The sequence below is a fragment of the Paenibacillus sp. FSL P4-0338 genome (assembly GCF_038002365.1).
In the GTDB taxonomy this organism is placed as follows: Bacteria; Bacillota; Bacilli; order Paenibacillales; family Paenibacillaceae; genus Paenibacillus_AQ.
This window is the reverse complement of record NZ_JBBOCG010000002.1, coordinates 359,878-382,333: the sequence shown is the minus strand read 5'-3', so window position 1 is coordinate 382,333 and position 22,456 is coordinate 359,878. Positions and strand designations below refer to the sequence as shown.

At 55.2% G+C, this 22,456-nt stretch carries 20 protein-coding genes and 1 riboswitch; of the genes, 7 read left to right on the top strand and 13 right to left on the bottom strand.

The window, feature by feature from the left end; translation table 11 throughout:
• Positions 1 to 50: 50 nt before the first annotated feature.
• The 4 genes from MKZ07_RS25740 to MKZ07_RS25725 form a co-directional block, all read right to left on the bottom strand.
• Entirely contained in the window at positions 51 to 1,469 is a 1,419-nt protein-coding gene (locus tag MKZ07_RS25740) for a sensor histidine kinase (protein WP_051494110.1), read from the bottom strand.
• Complete coding sequence (locus tag MKZ07_RS25735) at positions 1,466 to 2,152, bottom strand: response regulator transcription factor (protein ID WP_372238092.1); 687 nt, start codon at positions 2,150 to 2,152, stop codon at positions 1,466 to 1,468. Before MKZ07_RS25735 ends, MKZ07_RS25740 begins: the two co-directional genes overlap by 4 nt.
• 88 nt (positions 2,153 to 2,240) lie before the next feature.
• Complete coding sequence (locus MKZ07_RS25730) at positions 2,241 to 3,275, bottom strand: EAL domain-containing protein (RefSeq protein ID WP_036702065.1); 1,035 nt, start codon at positions 3,273 to 3,275, stop codon at positions 2,241 to 2,243.
• 208 nt (positions 3,276 to 3,483) lie between these two features.
• Positions 3,484 to 3,903, bottom strand: a complete 420-nt coding sequence (locus MKZ07_RS25725; protein WP_036702064.1) for a pyridoxamine 5'-phosphate oxidase family protein — start codon at positions 3,901 to 3,903, stop codon at positions 3,484 to 3,486.
• A 159-nt stretch (positions 3,904 to 4,062) separates the two neighbouring features.
• Here MKZ07_RS25725 and MKZ07_RS25720 point away from each other — a divergent pair, with 159 nt between their 5' ends.
• The 6 genes from MKZ07_RS25720 (at position 4,063) to MKZ07_RS25695 (ending at position 10,156) form a co-directional block, all read left to right on the top strand.
• A complete protein-coding gene (locus tag MKZ07_RS25720; protein WP_036702062.1) occupies positions 4,063 to 5,241 on the top strand; it encodes an MFS transporter in 1,179 nt (392 codons plus the stop codon).
• Between the two features lie 48 nt (positions 5,242 to 5,289).
• The gene (locus tag MKZ07_RS25715; RefSeq protein ID WP_341028453.1) at positions 5,290 to 6,741 is read left to right on the top strand and encodes a hypothetical protein; all 1,452 of its coding nucleotides are present in this window, start codon (positions 5,290 to 5,292) and stop codon (positions 6,739 to 6,741) included.
• A 72-nt stretch (positions 6,742 to 6,813) separates the two neighbouring features.
• Positions 6,814 to 6,924: riboswitch (TPP riboswitch) on the top strand.
• A 149-nt stretch (positions 6,925 to 7,073) separates the two neighbouring features.
• A complete protein-coding gene (locus MKZ07_RS25710) occupies positions 7,074 to 8,147 on the top strand; it encodes an ABC transporter substrate-binding protein (RefSeq protein ID WP_036702059.1) in 1,074 nt (357 codons plus the stop codon).
• A 52-nt stretch (positions 8,148 to 8,199) separates the two neighbouring features.
• Entirely contained in the window at positions 8,200 to 8,493 is a 294-nt protein-coding gene (locus tag MKZ07_RS25705) for a thiamine-binding protein (protein ID WP_036702057.1), read from the top strand.
• Positions 8,490 to 9,251 (top strand): ABC transporter permease, encoded by a 762-nt coding sequence (locus tag MKZ07_RS25700; protein WP_036702056.1) that lies wholly within the window; start codon positions 8,490 to 8,492, stop codon positions 9,249 to 9,251. The genes MKZ07_RS25705 and MKZ07_RS25700 overlap by 4 nt, the downstream gene beginning before the upstream one ends.
• The gene (locus tag MKZ07_RS25695; RefSeq protein ID WP_341028449.1) at positions 9,251 to 10,156 is read left to right on the top strand and encodes an ABC transporter ATP-binding protein; all 906 of its coding nucleotides are present in this window, start codon (positions 9,251 to 9,253) and stop codon (positions 10,154 to 10,156) included. Before MKZ07_RS25700 ends, MKZ07_RS25695 begins: the two co-directional genes overlap by 1 nt.
• Before the next feature lie 508 nt (positions 10,157 to 10,664).
• Here MKZ07_RS25695 and MKZ07_RS25690 read toward each other — a convergent pair.
• The 9 genes from MKZ07_RS25690 to MKZ07_RS25650 form a co-directional block, all read right to left on the bottom strand.
• Positions 10,665 to 11,267, bottom strand: a complete 603-nt coding sequence (locus MKZ07_RS25690; protein WP_036702054.1) for a response regulator transcription factor — start codon at positions 11,265 to 11,267, stop codon at positions 10,665 to 10,667.
• On the bottom strand, positions 11,264 to 12,415 hold the full coding sequence (locus MKZ07_RS25685) for a sensor histidine kinase (protein ID WP_036702052.1): 1,152 nt from the start codon (positions 12,413 to 12,415) through the stop codon (positions 11,264 to 11,266). Before MKZ07_RS25685 ends, MKZ07_RS25690 begins: the two co-directional genes overlap by 4 nt.
• Positions 12,416 to 12,421: 6 nt before the next feature.
• A complete protein-coding gene (locus tag MKZ07_RS25680; protein WP_076160315.1) occupies positions 12,422 to 13,159 on the bottom strand; it encodes an ABC transporter permease in 738 nt (245 codons plus the stop codon).
• Positions 13,159 to 14,070: an ABC transporter ATP-binding protein gene (locus MKZ07_RS25675; RefSeq protein ID WP_036702050.1), complete on the bottom strand. Its 912-nt coding sequence runs from the start codon at positions 14,068 to 14,070 to the stop codon at positions 13,159 to 13,161. Before MKZ07_RS25675 ends, MKZ07_RS25680 begins: the two co-directional genes overlap by 1 nt.
• 307 nt (positions 14,071 to 14,377) lie before the next feature.
• Positions 14,378 to 15,670, bottom strand: a complete 1,293-nt coding sequence (gene ltrA, locus MKZ07_RS25670; protein WP_036694821.1) for a group II intron reverse transcriptase/maturase — start codon at positions 15,668 to 15,670, stop codon at positions 14,378 to 14,380.
• A gap of 601 nt (positions 15,671 to 16,271) precedes the next feature.
• Positions 16,272 to 16,859: a TetR/AcrR family transcriptional regulator gene (locus tag MKZ07_RS25665; RefSeq protein ID WP_036702048.1), complete on the bottom strand. Its 588-nt coding sequence runs from the start codon at positions 16,857 to 16,859 to the stop codon at positions 16,272 to 16,274.
• Between the two features lie 91 nt (positions 16,860 to 16,950).
• Positions 16,951 to 18,213, bottom strand: a complete 1,263-nt coding sequence (locus MKZ07_RS25660; protein ID WP_341028447.1) for an alpha/beta hydrolase family protein — start codon at positions 18,211 to 18,213, stop codon at positions 16,951 to 16,953.
• An 828-nt stretch (positions 18,214 to 19,041) separates the two neighbouring features.
• A complete protein-coding gene (gene nfsA / locus MKZ07_RS25655; protein ID WP_341028445.1) occupies positions 19,042 to 19,794 on the bottom strand; it encodes an oxygen-insensitive NADPH nitroreductase in 753 nt (250 codons plus the stop codon).
• Between the two features lie 164 nt (positions 19,795 to 19,958).
• Positions 19,959 to 21,302, bottom strand: coding sequence for an aminotransferase-like domain-containing protein (locus tag MKZ07_RS25650; RefSeq protein WP_036699015.1), 1,344 nt, complete (start codon positions 21,300 to 21,302; stop codon positions 19,959 to 19,961).
• Positions 21,303 to 21,509: 207 nt separating this feature from the next.
• Here MKZ07_RS25650 and MKZ07_RS25645 point away from each other — a divergent pair, with 207 nt between their 5' ends.
• Complete coding sequence (locus MKZ07_RS25645; protein ID WP_341028442.1) at positions 21,510 to 22,448, top strand: DMT family transporter; 939 nt, start codon at positions 21,510 to 21,512, stop codon at positions 22,446 to 22,448.
• The last annotated feature ends 8 nt before the right edge of the window (positions 22,449 to 22,456 follow it).

Here is a 22,456-nt window from a genome sequence, read left to right as displayed (position 1 = left end):
CCCAAGGTTAAAAGCACGGAAGCAGCAAGTTTAAATTTCGTTTAAATTGTTCAGGCGTTCCGCTTCCAGATCACAACTTCGGTTCCCTTCGCCGTGCTCTCCATGCTCCATTCCAGGTCCATCCGCTTCAGCAGCAGATCAACAATCGACAGGCCCAGGCCTGCTCCTGCGGAGTCAGTGCTCTGCGCAAGGCCGCCGCCGTGATCCGAGATGATAATCACCCGGTTGCCCTCACGGATCTCCGTAAGTATTCCTACATACAATCCGCTGCGTGCATGACGCAGAATGTTCTGGAACAGATTATCCAGCACTCTGCGGAACCAGCTGTCATCGATCTCCCAGTACAGCGGCACAGCCTCCAGATCAATATCGATCTGGTACCCCTCCCTCTCCCACACCGGATACCAGGCGGCGGCGCTCTCCCGCACCAGTCTCAGCACATTCCGGCGTTCCGGGTGCAGCGCAATGCGCCCGCTGTTCAGCAGATTGTAGGACAGCAGGTTCTCAATCAGGATGCTTAGGCTCTCGATCCGCTGATCCATCAAGTCAAGGGAGGACTGCCCGTTCGGTGACAAAGGCTCCTTGCCCAGTACATGGAGATGGCTGCGAATGACGGTAAGCGGAGTCCGCAGATCATGCGACAGATCGGCCACCAGCCGCTTACGCAGCGCCTCTTCTTCCGCCTCTCGGGCACGGCCTGCCTTAAGCTCCGTCACCATGGTATTGAAGGCTTCCTCCAGACGTCCGATCTCATCCGGCTTCCCCGGCGGAACAATCTGCGGCAAGCCCTCCTGCCCGGTGAACACCATAGCGGTCTGCAGCCGCAGCAGCCTTCTGCGGATCATGATGAAGAAGAACCAGGAGCTGGTGATGAACAGAAGGAAGAACACCAGCATGGCAATCGTATACCATTTATCCAGACCTGCGGTATATTTGCTCTTCGTAATATCCTCAGGAATCTGCATAACCATGAAGCCCTCAGCGGCTTCTGCCCGGTCCCCTATGAAAGCGACAATCGCCAGCGGCTTCAGCGCTACACTGTCCTTCATGAAGGATACCGCTTCAGCGGCGCTCCACTGGGCGGGAACGGCCGGAGCCTCTCCCGTCAAAAGCAGCGGCGGTCCTGAAAGCTCTCTAACCAGCTGTGTTTCCCCCGCAGGATCGACCCAGAATATTCTCGCCAGCGGATAGGCTTCGCTTAAGGCCGACAACCGCCGGGTGATATCTGCAGGAGACTGGTCAAGGAGCTTGCGGGCCTCCTCATGCCACATAATCTCCAGCTTATCTATACTGGAATACTGCTCATACTCCTTAGGTGGACTTGTATGAGTAAGCCCCCCGAAGATACTGTACACAGCAATCGTCAGCGGAATAACAACGGGCACGAACAGCAGTGCAGCTACAATAATCAGCAGATAACGAAAAAGCAGCGAACGGTGCAGCAGCTGGAAACGCCCTGTCCCCTTCACCCTCTCACCCGGTAGCCGATCCCCCGGACCGTCTCAATAATCTCCGGCGCTGCAGGATCAAGCTCCAGCTTCTCGCGCAGATAACGGATATGTACCATCAGTGTCTTGTCGCCTTCGATATAGCTCTCCCCCCAGACCGCCTCATAGATCTGCTCCTTGGTTAGAATCTGGCCCAAATGCCGCAGCAGATAAGAGAAGATCTGGAACTGCTTGCCGGTAAGCATAATCTCCCGTCCGGTCGCAGCTTCCGTGACCACACTGCTTCCCGGTCTGACAACCAGATGCTTAAGCGTGAGCTGGGCGGGCGCAGCAGCACCGCTTCTTCTCAGCAGCACCTCTATTCTCGCCGCCAGCTCATCGGGATGAAATGGCTTGGTCAGATAATCATCGGCGAAGTCCAGCCCCTGAAGCTTATCGTCAATGGAGGTGCGCGCCGAGAGCATCAGAACCGGCAGCTCCGGATACGCCCGCTTCAGCCGCTGGCCGACGGTGAAGCCATCCAGCCCCGGCAGCATCACATCCAGAATCGCAAGCTGGCAGCCCTCTGCGGCTTCAAGCGCCCCGTCCCCGCTCTCCAGCCAGCGCACAGCATATTCCCGTTCCCGCAGATCAGCCGCCAAGGCACTGCCGATCTCCCGGTCATCTTCTACGTACAATAGGGTTACACTCACGTTGTTCTCCATCCTTTCTTCCTTCCAAATGGCATCACAAATTCCCGGATACCAGCAGTCTTGAGGTCTGCCTGCATCCGGGGAGGTTCATACTTGCTGTTCAGGCCATAATTCCGAACCGTCCCGGCGGCTTATCCTCCGGCAGCCCGAACAGATAGCCTTGTCCCAGATCCATGCCCAGATCACGGCAGACCAGGAATTCCTCACGGCGTTCAATGCCTTCGGCCAGCAGGCTTGCACCGAATTCTCCGGCCCTGGAGATAATCTCCCCAAGCATCCGCTGCTTCCCTTCATCCCGGTCACAGAAGCTGATTAGACTGCGGTCAACCTTGACATAATCCGGCTGGAGACTGGACATCAGTTCAATGGTCGAATAGCCCGCGCCCACATCATCCAGCGCAACCCGCATCCCCTGCTGGCGGTATTCGGCGAAGATGGCTCGCAGATGCGGAATATCGCTGATCTGCTCCGTCTCCACAACTTCAAATACATAATCCTCCGGGTCCTGGTCCAGCCTGCGGATCGCCTCGAAGGTATGCGTAAGACAATACTTGGGATTATAAATAGAAGAGGGCAGGAAGTTAATGAACCGCTTGATGCCCTTGGGCAGCAGCCTGCTGCTGGTCTCTATCGCCGAGATCCGGGCGGCCCGGTCCAGGAAGGAGTGAAACCCTGTACGGCGGGCAATCTCAAATAGCTCATAGGGCTGAAAGTAACTGCCCTGGGCCAGCGGCCGCAGCAGAAATTCAAAACCGACAATCTCCTCGCTGAAATTCACAATCGGCTGCATATGGCTACAGAAATCATGGCTCATAATGATGGATACCAGATTCTCATTAGCGAAGCGGACCTTCAGCTGCTCAAAGGTCAGCCACCGGTCCGGGGCCGCAGAGGCACCTTTACTCTTAACGCATACGGTTAAGGTATCCGCTATGTCCTTAGCCGCCACCAGTATTTCAATAAGCTTCAACAGCTCTTCCTTACGATGATATGGAATGATACAGGTCTTGCTTGTCTGATAAACTTCATAACCGGCATTTCGGATGGCAGCAGCCAGCGGAGCTGAGCAGGGGCGGAGCTTCAACTCCCCTTGATCCTCTATCGGGTCGATGTCAGCACAATCAACACAGTTCATGGCAATCCCCTCCGCCTCATGATGTCGATAACCTGAGGCCATTATAGCATGATTCCTCCGGCACAATCCGGAAAGAAGCAGCAGAAAGAGCCTCTTTTGAACCATGAAGGTCCATAAGAGGCTCGGGTTGCCAGACTATATAGTGCTCAGGCTTTGGCAGAACTCACCCGTTACCGGACACGGCCATCCTTTTACCGGAGACACCCGCTTAAGACTGCCATACCCCATGCTCGCCGTTCTTGCCCATATATTCAATCCGTGAAGGTGACAGCTCAAGAATGACATAATCGGGATCATCCGGTCCCTTGAACCATTTCTCCAGGGACTCATTCCATACCTTAGAGCGCAAGCTATCATCCTTCGTCACAGCAACCGTAGCTTCAATCTCCAGTACTTCCTTGCCGCCGCCCTGTTCATAACCAAGCAGCAGACAAGCATTCGGATTATCCTGAAGCTCTTCTACCTTATGAGTCTTGCGGCTCGTTGCGAGATAGATGGACAGCCCGTCATGAAATACCGCCATGTATCGCACCTTAGGCTTGTTACCGGCCTCAATCGTGCCGAAGGAACCGAACCTGTTCTCGTCCAGCACCTGTATGATTGTTTTCTCCAGCTCTTTGTTGTCCATTGACGTCACAGCTCCCTTCAAATTCATGTGAATATAAGTTTATATATTCACGTCCGCGGTTTGGATTTATGATTAACCTGTGCCTAATATAGTGTACCCTTCCCGTTCATTCTGAATCCCGCCATCTGCTCATAAATTGATTCATAAGGAGTCTTATCCTTGAAAAAACTAATCTGGATCGGCTGTCTCTCCTATTTCGTAATCGGCCTTGCCCATGTCGTCCTGGGCTCCATTCTGCCAGTGCTGCTCCAGCATTATGACCGCAGCTACAGTGCAGGGGGCGAGCTGATCTTCAGCCAATTCGCGGGCTTCCTGGCCGGCGTACTGGTCTCGCCGCTGCTGAACCGGCGGTTCGGCAAGCGCGGCGGCATTATGATTGCCACCGGCCTGCTGCTGTGCGCCGAGATTGCTTATGCCTTCCTCCCGCCCTGGGGCTGGATGTACGTAATTGCCGTAGCCGCAGGGTTCGGCTTCGGGATGATCGAAGCCGTCATCGGCACGATTATTATAGCCGCAGTCACCGAAGGAACAGCAGTTGCCATGAGCCGGCTGGAGGTGCTGTTCGGTGTCGGGGCGCTGCTCATGCCGCTGGCGGCCAGTCCGCTGATTGCCGCAGGGCAGTGGCGGCTGGCCTTCCTGATCGTTGCCGCCTTCTCCCTCCTCTCGCTGCTCTTCTGGGCGAAGAGCAGATTCGGCCCGCTGGACAGCGCGCTGGATGAGCGGCCTGCCCGCCCTGACCGCGCTGCGGCAGCGGGAACCGCCAGAAGATTATCCTTGCCCTACAAAGGCAAGCAGTGGGTCGTGCTTGGCTTGTTCATTCTGTTCTTCTTCCTCTATGTAGGCACCGAGATGAGCCTGGTGAATTTCATGCCGGCGATCTTCATCGCGAAGCTGGGCATGAGCGAGGCCACGGCTGCGCTCACGGTGACCTTCTTCTGGCTTGCTATGTCGGCAGGCAGACTGTTCGCCGGTGTCATTGCCGAGAAGATTTCCTACCGTATCTATGTGCTCGTCAGCTGCTTTGCCGCTTTGCTGCTGCTTATCATTTTCCCGTTCGCCGGTCACCGGCTTGCCGCCTTTGCGATCATTCTGCTGCTTGGCCTGTTCATGTCCGGCATCTTCTCGATCGCGCTGGTCTTCTCCAGCAAGCTCCTGCCCGGCGCAGAAGAATCGACGCCCAGCATTATGATCGCCTCCGGCGGAATTGGCGGCGCGGTGCTGCCGCTGCTGACCGGCTGGTCCATGGATCATCTGCAGATCGCCCAGACCTCGGGACTTTTGGCCGCTTTTGCCGCACTGTTATTCGTGCTGAGCGTGACAGCCTGGAGAATCGGGTAATTATAGCTGACAAGGTCCATATTCTGTGAATAAGGATGGAACCCACACATGGCTGAACTGCATTCTGAGCCCACTCTGCATACCGCCTTGCTGCAATTCATTTTCCCCTTTTCAATTAAGGCGGAAGTCGATCAAGAGCTGATTGAGAGTCTGCAGGAGGATGGATTTACGCGTTTTTTTCTGGAGAACAAGGAACTGGAGCATGCTTATTACGGGGAGAATCACTGTGTATCCCATGAGAAAATGGAGCGAAGCTATCTTCCGTTTGCCGCCCATGTCTTGTTTCCGCGTGAGAAGGACAAGGATTCCTTTCGCCGCTTTTCCCGGGCCAATGATCTGCTGTGCGGGCTGCAAATGCCCTTTCGGACGGTTCCCTTCCGCGTGCTCTCGACCGATGTGTTCCTCTGCCCGTTCGAGCTGGGCTTCCTGACGGTAAGAGTGGCTATTGAGGAGGAGAACCTCCCCTTCAGCATGGTGCTGGAATTCGCCGACCGGTTCCGCAATCTGGAGGATGTCAGTGTTCAGGATGAGCATACTTTCATTCATTGTCATAAGAAGTCTTTTGCCCGGGTGGAGGATTTCGTGTTCAGGCATCTGGCAGCGGGGCTTGAGCCGTATCTCGATCCTGCGGAGACGAATGGCAATTATTTCGAGACCCTGCCCTTCTTCGTCGATGAACGGATGCTGGTGCAGGCCTTCTACGGCGTTAATCTCCAGGAGGATGAGGAAGAGATCAGTGTTGAAATGCTCTACCGGGCCTCCCAGGTGGACGGTCTGAACATTGACGGCACCCCCTACATGAGTGCGAGTGATCCGGACTATATCAAGCAGTACACCCGGGAGCATTGCTATAGCCGCTGGGGGCCGGACACCTATTATATGACCAATGAGCAGACCTTCTGCTGCGTGAGCCGGGCTACGCCTGCGATTGCCGCAGGCCTGATCAGCCAGATGTACGGCGAGTATTATTACGGAATGCTGCTGAGTATTTTTCATAAAATCGTACTGCTGAAGCTCGCCAACCTCCACTCCCGACTGCGCATCAACCACGATAACGACGAGATCGAGAATCTGATCTTCCTGATCAACAAATTCTCGGCCAAATTCTACTTCCTGGAGCTGATTTCGCAGTCGCAGGGGCGTGAGATTTTTTTTCAGCTGCGTAAGGTGTATGGCAATGATGCCTTGTTCGATGAGGTGAAAATGACCCTGAATGACCTATTCCAGTATCAGGACAAATTCCAGGCCAAACGGCGGGATACGCTCCTGATGGTGCTCACGGTATTTACGGTCATCAGCGGAATCTACGGGATGAATCAGGTAATCGAGGATCTGAAGGGCCAGATCGACTGGAGCAAAATGCTGGAGTACTCCGCGTTCGAGTATCTCGCTATGTTCCTGACCTTCTCGGGGATCACCGTCAGTGTCGGCTTAACGCTGAGAGAGCTCTGGAACGGTATCCGCAGCCGCCGCAAGAAGCGGCATTATACGAGGGATTAAGATACAGAGGGTGGACAACGGCGAAGCTGCCGTCTATAATACACCGTAAGAACATAGCAATACCCGTGAACTTTATAGAACCAGGGGTGCTGGAATTGGCCGGCTGAGATTGTATCCCACAAGATACTGACCCTTATACCTGATCTGGATAATGCCAGCGTAGGAATCTTCATTCGGCACAGTGCCTTAAGCAGTACTGAAGCTGAAGTCCCCTCACGCAAGTCACTGGCGTCCCGATCATCGGGACGCTTTTTTGATTCTAAGGATGTACAGGAATAAGGTTTCTGTAAGCTCTGAAGACTAGGGGTTGCTGGAAGGAGAGAGAAAGAGAAATGGGAGTCAAAAAAACAGTCACACTACTGCTCAGCTCCATGCTGCTGCTCACTGTAGCGGGATGTGGCGGCGGGAACAACAGCGGGAATGCGGGAGCCAGCGCCCCTGCTGCCGGGAACAGCACGGCTGCACCTGATGCAACCGCAGCCGCACCCACGGATGCACCTAAGGTGCTGACCCCGGTCAAGATTGCCCTGGACTGGACGCCGAACACCAATCATACCGGCCTGTATGCCGCCAAGGAGCTGGGCTATTACGCGGAGGAAGGTCTTGACGTGCAGATTGTACAGCCTGGCGCTGCCGGATCTGATACGATGGTCACTTCCGGTGAAGCCCAGTTCGGCATCAGTGCCCAAGAGGCGCTGACCCTGGCCCGTCTGCAGGATGTACCGCTGGTGTCGATCGCTGCAATCATTCAGCATAATACCTCCGGGTTCGCGGCTCCGAAGGACCGCAACATTAAGACGCCGAAGGATTTCGAAGGCAAAACCTACGGAGGCTGGGGCTCCCCTGCGGAGCAGGCTGCCATGAAAGCCATCATGGACCCCGAAGGCGGGGATGTCTCCAAGGTGAAGCTGGTGAATATCGGTGAAGCGGACTTTTTCACAGCCGTGAAGCGGGATATTGACTTCGCCTGGATCTTCTATGCCTGGACCGGCGTAGAAGCCGAGCTGCGCGGGGAGCCGCTGGATATGCTGTATCTGAAGGATTACGCTCCGCAGCTCGATTACTACACCCCGGTGCTGACCACCAGCGAGAAGGAGATCGCCGAGCATCCTGAAGTGGTGAAGGCCTTCCTTAAGGCTACGTCCAAGGGATATCAGTACGCTATCGATAACCCGGAAGAAGCCGCGACGGTCTTGTCCGATGCTGTACCTGATCTGGACCCCAAGCTGGTGCTGGCCAGCCAGAAATGGCTTAGCCCGAAATACAAGGACGACGCCCCGCGCTGGGGTGAGCAGAAGCTTGAGATCTGGAAGAATTACGCCGACTGGATGTACGGCCTGAAGCTGCTGGATAAGCCGCTGGATGCGGAGAGTACGTTTACGAATGAATTTTTGCCGGAATCATAATGAACCCGCATGGCGGGAATCTTATACTTAACTTGGAGAGGAAGGATTCATCATGGCTAATACATTGCTGAGCATTCAGGTCATTCCGAAGACACCGAACAACGAGGATTCTATCCCATACGTGGACAAGGCCATTGAGGTCATTCAGAAGTCAGGCGTGAAGCATCAGGTGAATCCGCTGGAGACCACGATGGAAGGTGAGCTGTCCGATCTGTTGGATATTGTGCGTGACATGCATGAGGCGCTGATCGCTTCCGGCAGTCCGAGTGTGATCTCACAGATCAAGATCGCCCATAATCCGGGCGGCATCAGCATGGATAAGCTGACGGAGAAATACCGGCCGTGAGAAGCACCTGGAAGCTAGTGTGGCCGCCCCTTGTGGCGGTCCTCTTTTTTGTCGGGATATGGCAGCTATCGGTCATGGTGTTCGACATCCCGGCTTACCAGCTGCCCAGCCCTGCGGATATCGCGCGTGAGTCGAAGAACAACGCCTCCGGGATCTGGGAGCACACCGCTGCTACGCTGCGGCTGACCCTGATCGGCTTCCCTGTCGGCACAGGCATTGGCCTGCTCACCGCCTTGCTGCTGCATCTGCTGCCCTGGCTCAAGAGAGCGCTCTATCCGCTCCTGATCCTCAGCCAGAATGTGCCTTCTATTGCGCTTGCCCCGCTGCTGCTGATCTGGTTCGGGTTCGGCCTGCTGCCCAAAATCATCCTGATCACCCTCGTCTGCTTCTTCCCCGTAGCTGTTGCAGCCATGGGCGGACTGGCCCAAAGCGACCGGGTGATGATGAATTATATGAAGATGGCCGGTGCGGGCAAGTGGCAGATCTTCACCCGGCTGGAGCTTCCCGGCTCCCTGCCCTCCCTGTTCTCCGGGCTCAAAATCTCGGCCACCTATGCGGTGATGGGCGCAGTCGTGGCCGAATGGATCGGCGCCGACAAGGGAATCGGCTACTATATGCTGCTGCAAAAGTCCTCTTACCGTGCGGACCGGATGTTCGTGGCCATCGCCATCATCGTGCTGCTGAGTCTCGTATTATTCGCGCTCATTGCCCTGCTGGAGAGATGGCTGGTGCGCTGGAAGCCGCGTAAGGATGCTTAATGTGTACAGAAGGATCATCCACAACAGAAGTAACCATAATGAACAGAGGGAGGCTGGGCGAATTGTCTGAGCTTACGAGGATTGAACTGGAGAAGGCGGACGGAGACGGACGCCTGCGCACTCAGAGTGTGCCGCCTGCGCTCGAAGTCAGCGGCATCTCCAAATCGTTCACGCACCGCCGCCGGGAGACGCAGGTGCTGAATCAGGTGTCCCTGACCGTGGAGCCGCAGGAATTCGTCTCCATTGTCGGCCCGTCCGGCTGCGGCAAAAGCACGCTGTTCCATATTATCGGCGGCCTTACACTGCCGGATACCGGAACGGTGAGCATGAACGGCCTCCCGGTGACCGGGCAGCGCGGCAAGATCAGCTATATGCCGCAGCAGCCCGCGCTGTTCCCGTGGCGCAGCACGCTCGACAACGTTCTGCTTGGCGGCGAGCTGCAAGGCGCCCCCAAGCGGGAGGCCCGCGAGACTGCGCGCCACTGGCTGGCGAAGATCGGCCTGGGCGGCTTCGAGCGGGCCTACCCGCACATGCTGTCCGGCGGCATGCAGCAGCGGGCCGCCTTTCTGCGGGCCATGCTCGCGCCGCAGGAGCTGATGCTGCTCGATGAGCCGTTCAGCGCACTCGACGCGCTGACCCGCGAGCAGATGCAGCGCTGGCTGCTGGAGCTGTGGGAGGAGAACCGCCGCTCCGTGCTGTTCATCACCCATAACATCGAAGAGGCGTTGCTGCTCTCCACCCGCATCTATGTTTTCTCGGGGCGTCCCGGCTCCGTCCTCCACACCGTGGAGGTCCCTTTCCCGCGCCCGCGCCGTGAAGAGATCGCCGATTCGCCGGAGTTCCTTCGGATGCGGCGTCAGCTCTCCCAGTGGATGCGCGAGGAGCAGGCGAAGAGCCAGAGTTAAGAGGGGTTGCTGCGCTGGTGACTTAGCAGGAAAGGTGGCGTGGCGCCCCCTGCTATACATAACAACAGCCCTCGTGACTCGGCACTGCCTTGCCTGTAGCAGCATAACTCTGCCTGATTGTATTTAGTGCAATAGAATCTTCAATATTCCGGACAAAATTCACTTCTGCTGTATTTCGTACAGCAGATTTTGTATATTTGCCCAAAAATACCACTTTCGCAGATTTCTGCTGTACAGAGTACAACAGAATCGGATTTGCTGCGGATTCAGGGAACATCTGTTGTATAAAATACAATTGAGCTAACCATTCCACCCATAGCTGTATTACGTGCGATTAAAAGCAGCCAAAAACATAGTTTGTCTTCTGTAGCTGCAATTGGTACAACTAAGTTAGCCCCAAAGGGGTGAAATCCAGGATAAACAGTTAGTTTAATTGCACCAAATACAGCTATATAGAGATTCGGCGGTACATCAGATGATTTAGTTGTACAGAGTACCCCAGGCCGTCCTACATCCAGCCCTTGTCCTCTGCCAGCCGCACCGCTTCGATCCGGGTCTTGACCGCAAGCTTGCTGAGGATCTCCGAGATGTAGTTGCGGACAGTACCGTAGGAAAGGTGGAGCGCCGCAGCGATCTCACCGGCGCTGCGGCCCGCTGCGGCCAGCTTCAGAATCTCCCGCTCCCGGTCGGAGAGGGGGTTCTCTTCGCGCAGGCTGCCGAAGACCAGCTCGGGCGAGACCTCACGGCCTCCGCCCATCACGCGGCGAATGGCATCCGCCAGCTTATCCACCGGCTCATCCTTCAGCAGATACCCCTGAATTCCGGCCTTCACTCCGCGCTCGAAATAGCCGGGACGGGCGAAGGTGGTCAGGATAATAATCTTGGTGGCACAACCCCACGATTTCAGTATCTCCGCCACCTCCAGGCCGCTCATCAGCGGCATTTCAATATCCATCAGGCATACATCCGGCTGGACACGTTCGATCAGGGCCAGCGCCTCCGCCCCGTCCCCGGCTTCGCCCGCCACCTCAATATCATCCTCCAGATCGAGCAGCGATGCCATCGCGCCGCGCAGCAGCCGCTGATCCTCGGCAATTATGATCCTGATCATGCTGTTTCCCCACCCTTTCCATCCTTCACTACTCTTGGTGTAACCACCGTTAGCCGGGTTCCCCCGCCGGGTCCCGGAGCCAGCGTCAGCGAGCCGTCAATCAGGGCCAGCCGCTCGCCCATCCCCTTCATGCCGTTGCCGTCCCGGCGCTCCGTCCCCCCTGAACCGCTCGCTTCTACCCCTATGCCGTTATCCTCCAGTGTGATCTGTACCTCGCCGGGTGTCATTACGATGCTAATCCGGCATTGGTCCGCACGGCTATGCTTAACGATGTTGGTAATCCCCTCCTTGATGCAGAGGCTGAGAATATTCTGCGTCAGATCGGATACACCCGGCAGCGCTGCATCTCCCTCTACCTCAAGCGCGATCTCCGCGCTGCGCAGCATCTCCGCCGCCTCAGCCAGCTCTTCGGCAACTGAGACTGCACGCATCTCAGAGACCAGCTCCCGGACCTGGCGCAGCGCGGCCCGCGAGGTCCGCTGGATCTCACGGGCTTCCGCCTGTGCCCGCTCGGGATTCTTCACCACCATTTTCTCAACAAGCTGGCTCTTCAAGGTAATAAGCGACAGGGTATGCCCCATCGTGTCATGCAGATCACGGGCGATGCGCATCCGTTCCTCGCGCTTGATCATTTCCTTGATCTGCTCGTTAGCCTGGTCCAGCTCCTTCTCCAGCACCCGCCGCCGGTTAATGGAGCGGATGCCGAAGGGCGTGATCAGCATCATTATCGCAAATGGCAGCATGAAAAGGATATCCGGGCCATACACCTGCGGCAGGTAGAATAGGCCCAGTCCGGCCAGCACAGCGGTGAACACCGCAAGAGCCCGTCTGAATTGGCGCGTATCAGTATACCAGCCAATAAAGTTACTGGAGAAGAAGCCCATATACATGTTGTAGGGGCTATAGACTACGGTTAGCACGACAATAATCAGCAGCTGCACTCCCATCCAGGCCGTGTACGTTCTACCCTCCGTCCAGTAGAGCTGACGGTACGTCACCAGGAACAGCAGGACCAGCCCATAACCCGCCATCAGCTTGACCCCGCTATACCCCTGAAGGTTAAGAATCGGGAACACCAGATAGATCAGCCAGATGTAGGGGAAGAAGCCGAATTTTTGCGGAAAGAACCGGAACTGCTTACTAGCCATTGTACATTACACCGCTTCCTGTTTTCGCCTTATATAGACCGATAATAACATAAATACGGCCAGGTAACCGAGCAGCAGCAGCACAGCCTTCCACGACGGGGAACCTCCCGCTACAATCGCCCAGGCTCCATCTCCATAATTGTAGGACGGCAGCCAGTGCCCGATCTTCTGCATCAGCTTAGGCATAATGTCGAGAGGCATCCACATACCCCCGGCCACCGCCAGCCCCATATAGAGCACATTGCTCACCCCGCTCGCCGTATCCACCCGCTTCATGGACCCGATAATCGTACCCAGCGCGAGAAAAGGCAGTGAGCCCGCAAGCAGCCACAGTCCACTAAGCAGCCACTGCGCTGCTGTCAGCGACACCCCGTTGATCAGATACCCGGCCAGGAAAATACACAGAACCGAGAACAGATGCATGACGCTCTGACCGAACATTTTGCCGAAAAAATATACCGAGGACGGCAGCGGAGTAATGCGGATAAACGTATTCCAGCCCTGCGTCTGCTCCTGCACCAGCCGGATGCCGAGGGTCATAATCGCCGAGCCCATCACGCTGAAGGCCGCCATCGACATCAGATAATGCGCCTGCCACTGCTTCGTATCGTCCGTGCCCGTATTCACCACCCGGGTGAAGATGAAGTAGAACATAATCGGCATGAGCAGCGACCAGAATACATAATAGGGATTGCGGATAATCCGCAGCAGCTCTGCCTTGCACTGGGCCAACATAGGTTTCATCATACTGCCGCCTCCTCTTGATTCAGGGTCAATTGCTCGAACGCTTCATCCAGCTTCCCCTGGTCGATCCGTACATCCTGCACAGCCAGCCCGTTCACGAAAATAGCCCGCAGCGCCTCATCCGTATTCTCCGTCGTCACATGCAGCCGCCCATCCTTCTCGTAGCAGCCTTCCACGGTTGGCAGCTCCAGCAATTGATTGCGCAGCAGCGCCGGGTCGCCGGACGCCAGGAAGGACAGCGACTTCTTCACCAGTCTCGCCTTAATCTCGTCCGGGCTTCCGTCCGCCGCCAGCACTCCCCGGTTGAACAACAGAATCCGGTCCGCGATATCCTCCGCTTCCTGCAGGTAATGGGTGCTGAACAGAATCGTCTTGCCCTGATCAGACAGTCCCCGCACCCTATCCCAGAAATGCCGCCGCGCCGTCGTATCCAGCCCCACCGTCGGCTCATCAAAAAACAACAGATCCGGGTTGCCCGCCAGCGCCAGCGCGAAGCTGAGACTGCGCTTTTGCCCGCCGGAGAGCTTCTCCGCATAGCGGTTCAGATCCGCCGCCCCCAGCCCCGTCGCCTGAAGCAGCACCTCCATCTCCATGGGCTGCGGATAATAGCTGCGGATCAGGGCCAGAATCTCCCGGACCTTCAGCCGGTCCATAACGCTGACCTCCTGGAGCATGGCTCCAGTCCGCTGCTTCACCCTGACGTCTGTTGGCTTATGACCGAACACCTTCACGCTGCCCTCCGAGGGCTCAAGCAAGCCCAGAAGCATCGCCAGTGTAGTGGTTTTGCCGGCTCCATTAGGGCCAAGCACCGCTGTGATCGAGCCGCGGCTAATCGTAAAGCTCACCTGCTTCACCGCTTGCTTCTCCTGGAAGCTGCGGCTGACATTGTTCATTTCAATGACATGTTCCATCATGTATCCCTCCGTGTCCTTCTGCCCTCTTGGCTATATTGCTATAGTACCGGAGACCGGAGAGAAGCATCAGTATGGACTGTCACCGATTCAAAGTGACAACTGTCACCCGGCAACAAGTGGAAACGGCTTTACCGTCCTTTTAAGGACGGTACCGTTTCAGCGAGAAATAGAAGGATAATTTATCATGTGAAACATATAAGTTCTAGAGTAAAGGGCTGGTGCAACCCAGCCCCTCCTCATCAAACCGTACGTGAGGTTTTCCCTCATACGGCTTTCCGATGTTTGTCATTCATCGGCATGCAGATTACAATAGCGTTTTTAGTCCATATTGGATGGTCAAATATCTAACTTCTGACCGGGATCTCATCCATCTTCCTCGTTGTCTCTTCTTCGCATACCACCGGGTAAATCGTTGCAGAATATACCAATCCAGTTTTGCTAACCTCTTTTGGCTGTACTTTGTGTAATAGTAGTTTCTCCATCCTTGAATCTTGGGATTGAGCCATTCCACGTGTTCCGCAAACGATTTCGAACGCATGCTGGGCGGTGCTAATCTTTCTTTAACCACGCCTCGAATTCGTTCCTCCGCCTTCTTCGTTAGCCACTGCTGCGTGGTGTAATACACCTTGCCTTGGGATGTTTCTGCCTTCTTTTTCCGGTGGTGCATTCCTAAGAAGTCGAATCCTTCGTCTCCTGTCCATAAGCCGACAATACGGGTTTTGGTTGGGTGTAGCGTCAGCTCCAGACGTTCCATGATTCTGCGTATGAGTTCATACGCATGTCCGGCGTCCTTTTTAGTTTTACAGACCACCACAAGATCGTCTGCATACCTCGTGAGTTCACCTACTCCTTTCCCGTGTTTTTCCCACAGTCGGTCAAAATAGTTCAGATAGATGTTCGCCAAAAGTGGTGAGATCACTCCACCTTGTGGTGTGCCTAAATCGGAACGTCTTACGTTTCCTTCTTCCATGACTCCCGCCTGAAGCCACTTCCGGATTAACTTCAGGATTCGTCTGTCATTGATACGCATTTGTACCAATTTCATCAGTTTCTCCTGGTTAATATTGTCGAAGTAACCTTGGATGTCGACGTCGACTACCCAATTTCCTTTGCGGTTGCAGGCTTTCCGGATTCGATCCAGTGCTCCTTTCGCACTTCGCTTCGGGCGAAATCCGAAGGATACTTCTTCGAAATCCGCTTCGAAGATCGGTTCAATGACGAGTTTGGTTGCCATCTGCACCACTCGGTCGCGCACGCTGGGTATGCCCAGCGGTCTTGGTTTCCCGTCTTTCTTTGGGATATAGTGCCGCCGTACGGGCTGTGGGTGGTAGTTACCATCCTTTAATGCTCGCTCGCAGTCTTTGAGAAATTGCACTTCTCCTTGTTTCTCAATATCCGCGAGCGTCACCGTATCTACTCCGGCAGCCCCCTTGTTCGCTTTCACCCGTTTCCAGGCTTCACTCAGCACATCCCAGCGGTAGACTTTGTCGTACAGTGCATGGAATTTACGCTTGTTGTTCTCCTTGGCCGCATGACCTAGCTTTTCTTGGAGTTCTTGAACTTTTTCCTTAGGTGTCGTTAGCCTACTGGCATTCACTCACTCGTACCTCCTCCAAAAGCATAAACAAAGCAGGGCTCCTTCTCTCCCTAAGGTTATGTTGTCCTTAGGTTCCTCGGTACTATGAGCCCCTCGGACTCCCTTCCCACAGACGGTTCATTTCATCTTTTGGACTTATAGAGCGTCTTTTTACGGGTTTCTAAAAAAAAAATCCTCCCGTGTGGGGGAGGGTCTCCCCAGTTCACTATGTCTTCTTTCCTTCCATGCCGATCCCCATACGCCGGAGGATTCTTCACTGCCGTTCCAAGTTCTCTGCAGCTTCCATGGTCTTCACCCATATAAGCGAGGTTCGACTTCCTCTCTTCCCCCTTGCGGGGCCTTTATGACGACGCGGCAGGATTCACTTCATGTTACGGCCTGGCGGGTTGCTCGCCCTGTCTCTGACCGGACTTTTGTCGATGCGCTTCTACGCACGGATTTCGCCGTACGCAGGCATCCTAGCTACACGGGGGCTTGGCCCCTCCCGTGACCGGACTTTCACCGGTTAGAAGATACGCGCTTTCTGGGCACGCCTTATATTTAAATAAGGCGCTCCTGTCCACGATTTCGTTATCGTAGCAGGAGCGCCTCCGTGTGCATATTACTCAAACCTCAATTGCCCAATCGCCTGTTCCAGCATGTCGTTCAGCGTCCGTCCTCCGGGAGGTGCACTTACCCAATGGAAAACCGCTGTGCGTATCGCTGCCATAAGCAGCGCGGCCAATAAGTCCGGGTACAGGTCGAGCTTCACATCCTTATGTGTGCGTTCCGCAATCACCTTGGCCAGCTCCCGCTCAATCTCAATCTCCACCTTGCGTGTGGCGCCGAACAATGCCGGATCATCGCGAAGGAGGACGATACGCGCATACCACTGCCGGTCTGTTGTCTCGGCGAATCCGTCAAGCACAGCAGCCCGGATCGAGTCTTGCAGCGGTTCCCCCGACGGACGGCCGGCAAGGGTAGCCGCTATCCGCTCGGAACGCTGGTACGCATTGCCGACAATCGCAGCCTCTTTGGACGCAAAATAGTTATTGAACGTCCGCATGGAGACATTCGCGGCTGCGGCAATATCCTCCACCCGAACCTGGCTGGCCCCTTTCTCCATGGCAAGTCTGCAGGCTACATCGCTCAGCGTCCGCCTGGTCTCTTCTTTTTTGCGTTCTCTCAAGCCCTGTTTTTCATTCGTCATGTCACTCAATTGCTCCAATCCTTATATGTAGTCAAGATCTGCGTTGCTGTCATTTCAGCACCGCAGATCCGGCCTTAATCCTGAAGATCGCTTACTGCGCCGGTTGTAGCTGAATGTTATAATCGAGCACCTCATCCAGCCAGTCAAACATCACCTGGTAGCTGAGCGGCAGATTGTTCAGCTGGCAATGCAGGTCGGCACCATCCTCCTCCATCCCCTTGAAGATCGCATTCTTCTTGTTCGGAGCCTTCTCGTAAGTGTCGATCGCTTGCCGCTGCATCTCGGGATGCTCCGCTTCCGAATACATGGAGAGCAGGGGACACTTGACGTCCTTAGGGTCAACCTCCATCACTTCTCCGGCTGAACCATGCCACCCGGCAATGCTGTCCAAGCCATGGGACCAGGCCAATCCGGCGAACAGCACCTGGCCGGTGTACGGCATTTTCTTAGTCTGCTCCGCCGCTTCTTCTGCACTGCCCCTGAGAAACGAGGGCATGCCTCGTTCAATGAAGGACGCCATGGAGTACACCGGTGAGTTCGGCACTGCCGCTGCGAAGCGGTCGTCACAGCTTGCATGAACCATTGTCTTGGCCCCGCCATAGCTCATGCCGCTGACGACCAGCCGCTCAGGGTCCACATCCGGCCGGGCCAGGACGAAATCCGTGGTGGCTCTGTAGACATTATGCAGCTCCTCGCGCGGGAAGTTCTTGGCCGTTGCCTCAGGCTCATAGAACCGGACACATACATCATAAGGAAGGTCTACGATCAGCGCGTTATATCCCCGGTCAATAGCCGCTTGCCCTCCGAGAAAATAGGTGTCTTCCTTGTGCGTTTCCCCGCCGTTATGGAAAATAATCGTTGGTTTAGGCGTATTCCCGTGCTCCGCCTTCAGGAAGCATCCCGGGAACTTATACCCCTTGTATTCCACCTCGACCCACTCGTGGGGAATCTGCTCAGACTTCGCATCAAGCGCCTTGCGGAAGCATTCCACACTTTTGCCGTGGTACCGCGCAAAATCCGGTTCATCTGGAAAAGCCCCGTAAAAGGCTGCCCGGTAATACGAGTGGGCACGGATAAAGGCCTCGCTGGCACTGATCAGATGCCCTTTCTTCAGGCAGCGCTCTGCCGTTGCCTCGATCTTAACGGCTTCCTTCTCGAATTCAGTCTTCCAGCTGGTCAAAGAGCTGGGATCAATGTTCCGTGCAAGCTTAAATACTTCACCCTGCGACACACCGCCGCAATGTACGAACGACAGCAGCCACTGGAACGTGAATTCAATATCATCGCGCTCGAAGAATACCTTGTGCGTCAACCGTGCAGCCACCTTTGTCTCTTGCCCGTCTACCTGTACCATACCCTTCTCCTCCTTCTCAAATCTATGATTTCAAGAGCATCCGCAGCAGAACAGCCGCGAAGCGGAAGAGGGAATTTGGCTACGGCGCGATTCCGGGCCCGGGTGTTGGCGTCCAGCGAAATCCAACCTCTATCCAAATTTTAGCACTTTCCATATTTTTGCGCAACACGCAATATTTCTTTTAATGCAATTTTGCTGTGAATGCAAAATAATCGAATAGGAGAATACCCTTCCACTCGCTTCGGCTCACTCACCCTCACTCGAACCCATTGTATGTTGTTTTCGGCATACATTTGCCCCGTTCACCCTTGCAGTTGCACATTGTATGTTGTTTTCAGCATACATTCGCCCCGTTCACCCTTTCAGTTGCACATTGTATGTAGTTTTCGGCATACATTCGCCCCGATTCCCCACAGTTGCACATCATGGCGATGTTCCGCCTATCTCTGGCCAATTTTGATGGTTATCACTCTCTGCCACCACTTGTATCGGTTTGTGGCAGCATTGTTGTATTTTTTGCAGGATTTCTCTAGACATGTTACTAGCTGCGGTGCATTGTTGCATCGTTTGCAGGAATTTCGATGTTTTGAGCAAGTTTGTGCTAGCTTTGTTGCATTTCGTGCACGATTTCCGCATAAGCCGCTTATTTTCGGCAGCATTGTTGCACTTCTTGCAGGAAATTCAATATTTGTTACTGGCTGTGGCGTACTGAGCCTGCGTACCTTCGCGCCAGCCTACAGTATTCGGTTTTACGCATACGCTCGGTCCATCCTCCCCCAATCAAAAAAAGGCCTCCCCCACAGACTCTGGAGAAGGCCTTTCTGTTCACTACCTCTGCATGAATCCCTTGCTGAGCAGGAATTCCTTCATGTGCAGCCTGGCAGGCTGAGCCAGCCGGCCCGCCATCATCTCCGACCAGGAGGCTGCACTCTGGCCGCCGGTACGCTTGCGCATGTAGTCGCTGGAGATCGCGTCGTACACCCGGGCCTGTTCCACTGCGGCTTCGGCATTATAGCCGTTATGATGCAGCACCGCCGCCTGCGGCAGGCGCGGGCGGATGCCGTTCACAGCGGCCGGATATCCGAGGCACATGCCGAAGACCGGATAGACCAGCTCCGGCAGGCCGAGCAGTTCAGATACCGCAGCGATCTCATTGCGGATGCCGCCGATGTAGACAATGCCAAGGCCGAGCGATTCTGCGGCAACAGCAGCATTCTGCGCGGCGAGCGCCACATCGACAGTCGCTACAATCAGATTCTCGGCCGTGTCCTCATAGGACGGCTTCCCCTCCAAATGCGGAGCGGACGCTTCCCGCAGCCGGTACAGGTCCGCACACCAGACCAGAAAGACCGGACACTGTTCGATGTACGCCTGATTGCCGGATAAGGCAGATAACTGGGCTTTCAGTGCTGGCTCCGTTACAGCAATAACTGTGTACGCCTGGACATTGCTGGAAGTCGAAGCCATCTGTCCCGCTCCAATCACTGCTGACAGCAGCTCGTCGCTGACCGGCTTGTCCTGGTACTGGCGGACAGAGGTATGACGGTTCAACAGCTCAAGGGTTTCATTCGTTATTTTCATTATCGTCCCACCTCTCTTCACTCCTATATAAGCCTATTATGATCCCATTTCGCGGCCCATACAACAAGAGTGGCTCCCTTCCAGCCTCTTTCAGACTCTTCCGCCCTCTTTCGCCTCTTGCTCCTCTTCTTCCTCTTCTTCCGCCTCTACGGCCTCTACGGCCCCTACCACCCGCTCCCGCGCTTCACCTCCTGGACAACCGTCAGGATTCCCTCATCAATCTGCGTAAGCCCCGCCCGGGAAATACTGATGCGCAGGAATTTGTCCCGGGTCTGGTAACCCGGCAGATAGAAGCCATTCCCGGGTACCACGCGGATCTTCCGCCCGGCCAGGCGCTTGACCAGACGCTCCAGGTTGACGGTGAGCGGCAGCTTGAACTGGATATAGATGCCGGAGCTGTCCGCAGAGGCTTCGATTAAGCCGTCTGTATTATGCCGCCCGAGTGCTTCGTATACCGCGCGGATTTTTTTGGCATACATGGCTTTGATCTTGTGCCTGTGATGCCCGTACATCCCGTTCTTGATGTATACCTCAAGCGCAGCCTGTGACAGCAGCGAGGTATCGGTGTAGCCTTTATAGGAGCGGAAGGCCTCCAATAGGGGCTGCGGCACAACCACCGCACCGAGCCTAAGGCCCGGGAAGATGATTTTGGAGAAGCTTTTGAGATAGATGACATGGGAAGTCTGGTCATACGCATAGATCGGGTCATAACGCCGTCCGATCCCCAGATCCGCCATATAATCATCCTCGGCGATGTAGACATCGTATTTGGCTGCCAGTCCGGCAATGACCTTGCGTTCCTCTGTGCTGTAGGTTGTCCCAAGGGGGTTGTGATATCTGGGCATCGTATAAAAAAACTTAAATCTCCCGCTGGCGAACTTCTCCTCCAGCTCCTGCAGGTTAATGCCCGCCGCCGAACGCCCGATTCCGCTCACCGGCAGGCCCTCAGCCTCCAAATACCGCAAAAAAATATCATACCCCGGCTGTTCCACCAGAATCTCCGTTCTGCCGCTGGGAAAAGGCATTCTAGCCAGAATCTCCAGCGCCTGCTGAATCCCCGAGGTAATCAGAATCGACTCCGCCTTGGCGAACACCTGATACTCCGCCAGATGCGACACCAGGGTGCGACGCAGCGTCTCCAGCCCCAGGGCATCACCATAGGTGAACAGATGGTATTTGTACTGATCAATCGCCTTATTGAGGCAATGCTGGAAGTCCAGGTACGGAAAGACGTTCAGATCCGGCGAAGCCGAAGCAAAATCAACCGTCCCTTCGCTCCCCGCCGCTGCCGAATCGTCACTCTTGTCCACCATGTAATAGCCGCTCTGCGGAATAGAGTAGATCGTATGCGTCCTCTCCAGCTCCCCGTATGCCTTCAGAATCGTACTGACGCTGCAGCCGTAGATTTCTGAAGCACTGCGCACAGACGGCAGCTTATCCCCCGGGCGGTACTGCCCTTCCTTCATCTGCCGCTCCAGCTCTGTGATCACCTGATGATATTTGTTCATCGCCCGCCTCCGTTCGCCGTCATTACCCTACTATGCCGTGTATTTTATCCTATTATTCTTCCCTTATTATATAGGATCGCGGCAGACTGTACCGGTACAGTTGAGGAAAGCTTGTATTGTTGGTGTACGCCTTTTCCTTTAATTTTAAAGTAATAGATCGAATGTTTACAGCATCCAATCTTCACTAACCTATAAGGAGATGTACCCATGCACAAACAAGGACTCAACCTGGCCTACAGCTTCGCCGTACTCAATGCGGTCATTATCGGCTTCTCTTTCCTGTTCACCAAAGTGGCTCTCGTTCATGCCGGGCCGCTCGACACGCTGACCTTCCGGTTCGCCGCCTCGTTTGCCGTGATGTCGGTTCCGGTCGCCCTCGGCTGGGTCAAGGTTTCCTACCGGGGCAAGCCGATTGGCCGGGCCCTGCTGCTCGCCGCGATGTATCCGCTCGGCTTCTTCACCCTGCAGGTCTTCGGACTTCAGCGCGCCACCTCAGCCGAGGGAGGCATCCTCTATTCATTCACTCCGGTGGTGACGATGATCATCGCCTCGATTTTCCTGAAGGAGAAGACCACCCTGCTGCAAAAGCTGTGTATCTTCCTCTCGGTATTCGGCGTGGTATTCATCTTCGTCATGAAGGGAAGCGGCATTCAGCTGTCCAATATGACCGGGATTGTGCTGCTGTTCATGACTTGTCTCGCTTTTGCCGGGTACAGTGTGCTGGCCCGCTCCCTCTCCAGCCACTTCAGCCCTGCTGAGCTCAGCTATCTGATGATGGGAGTCGGCTTCGCCACCTTCCTGATCATCTCGCTTACCGGACATACAGTCAGCGGCACGCTCGGGGATTTCCTGAATCCGCTGGGAAGCACAACATTTGTCCTGTCCGCCGTATATCTGGGGGTGGTCGCCTCGCTGGTCACAACCCTGACTTCAACCTATATTTTATCCAAAATCGAGGCCTCACTCATGAGCGTCTTCACCAACCTCTCCACCATCGTATCCATTGCAGCCGGAGCGATCTTCCTGGGTGAGCAGATCACGGTCTATCACTGGATCGGATCATTCCTGATCATCGCCGGGGTTATTGGCACGAACCTGCTGGGCCGGAAAAAGACCGCTGCGGCTTCCGCAGCAGCCAGCGAATAAAGCAGCAT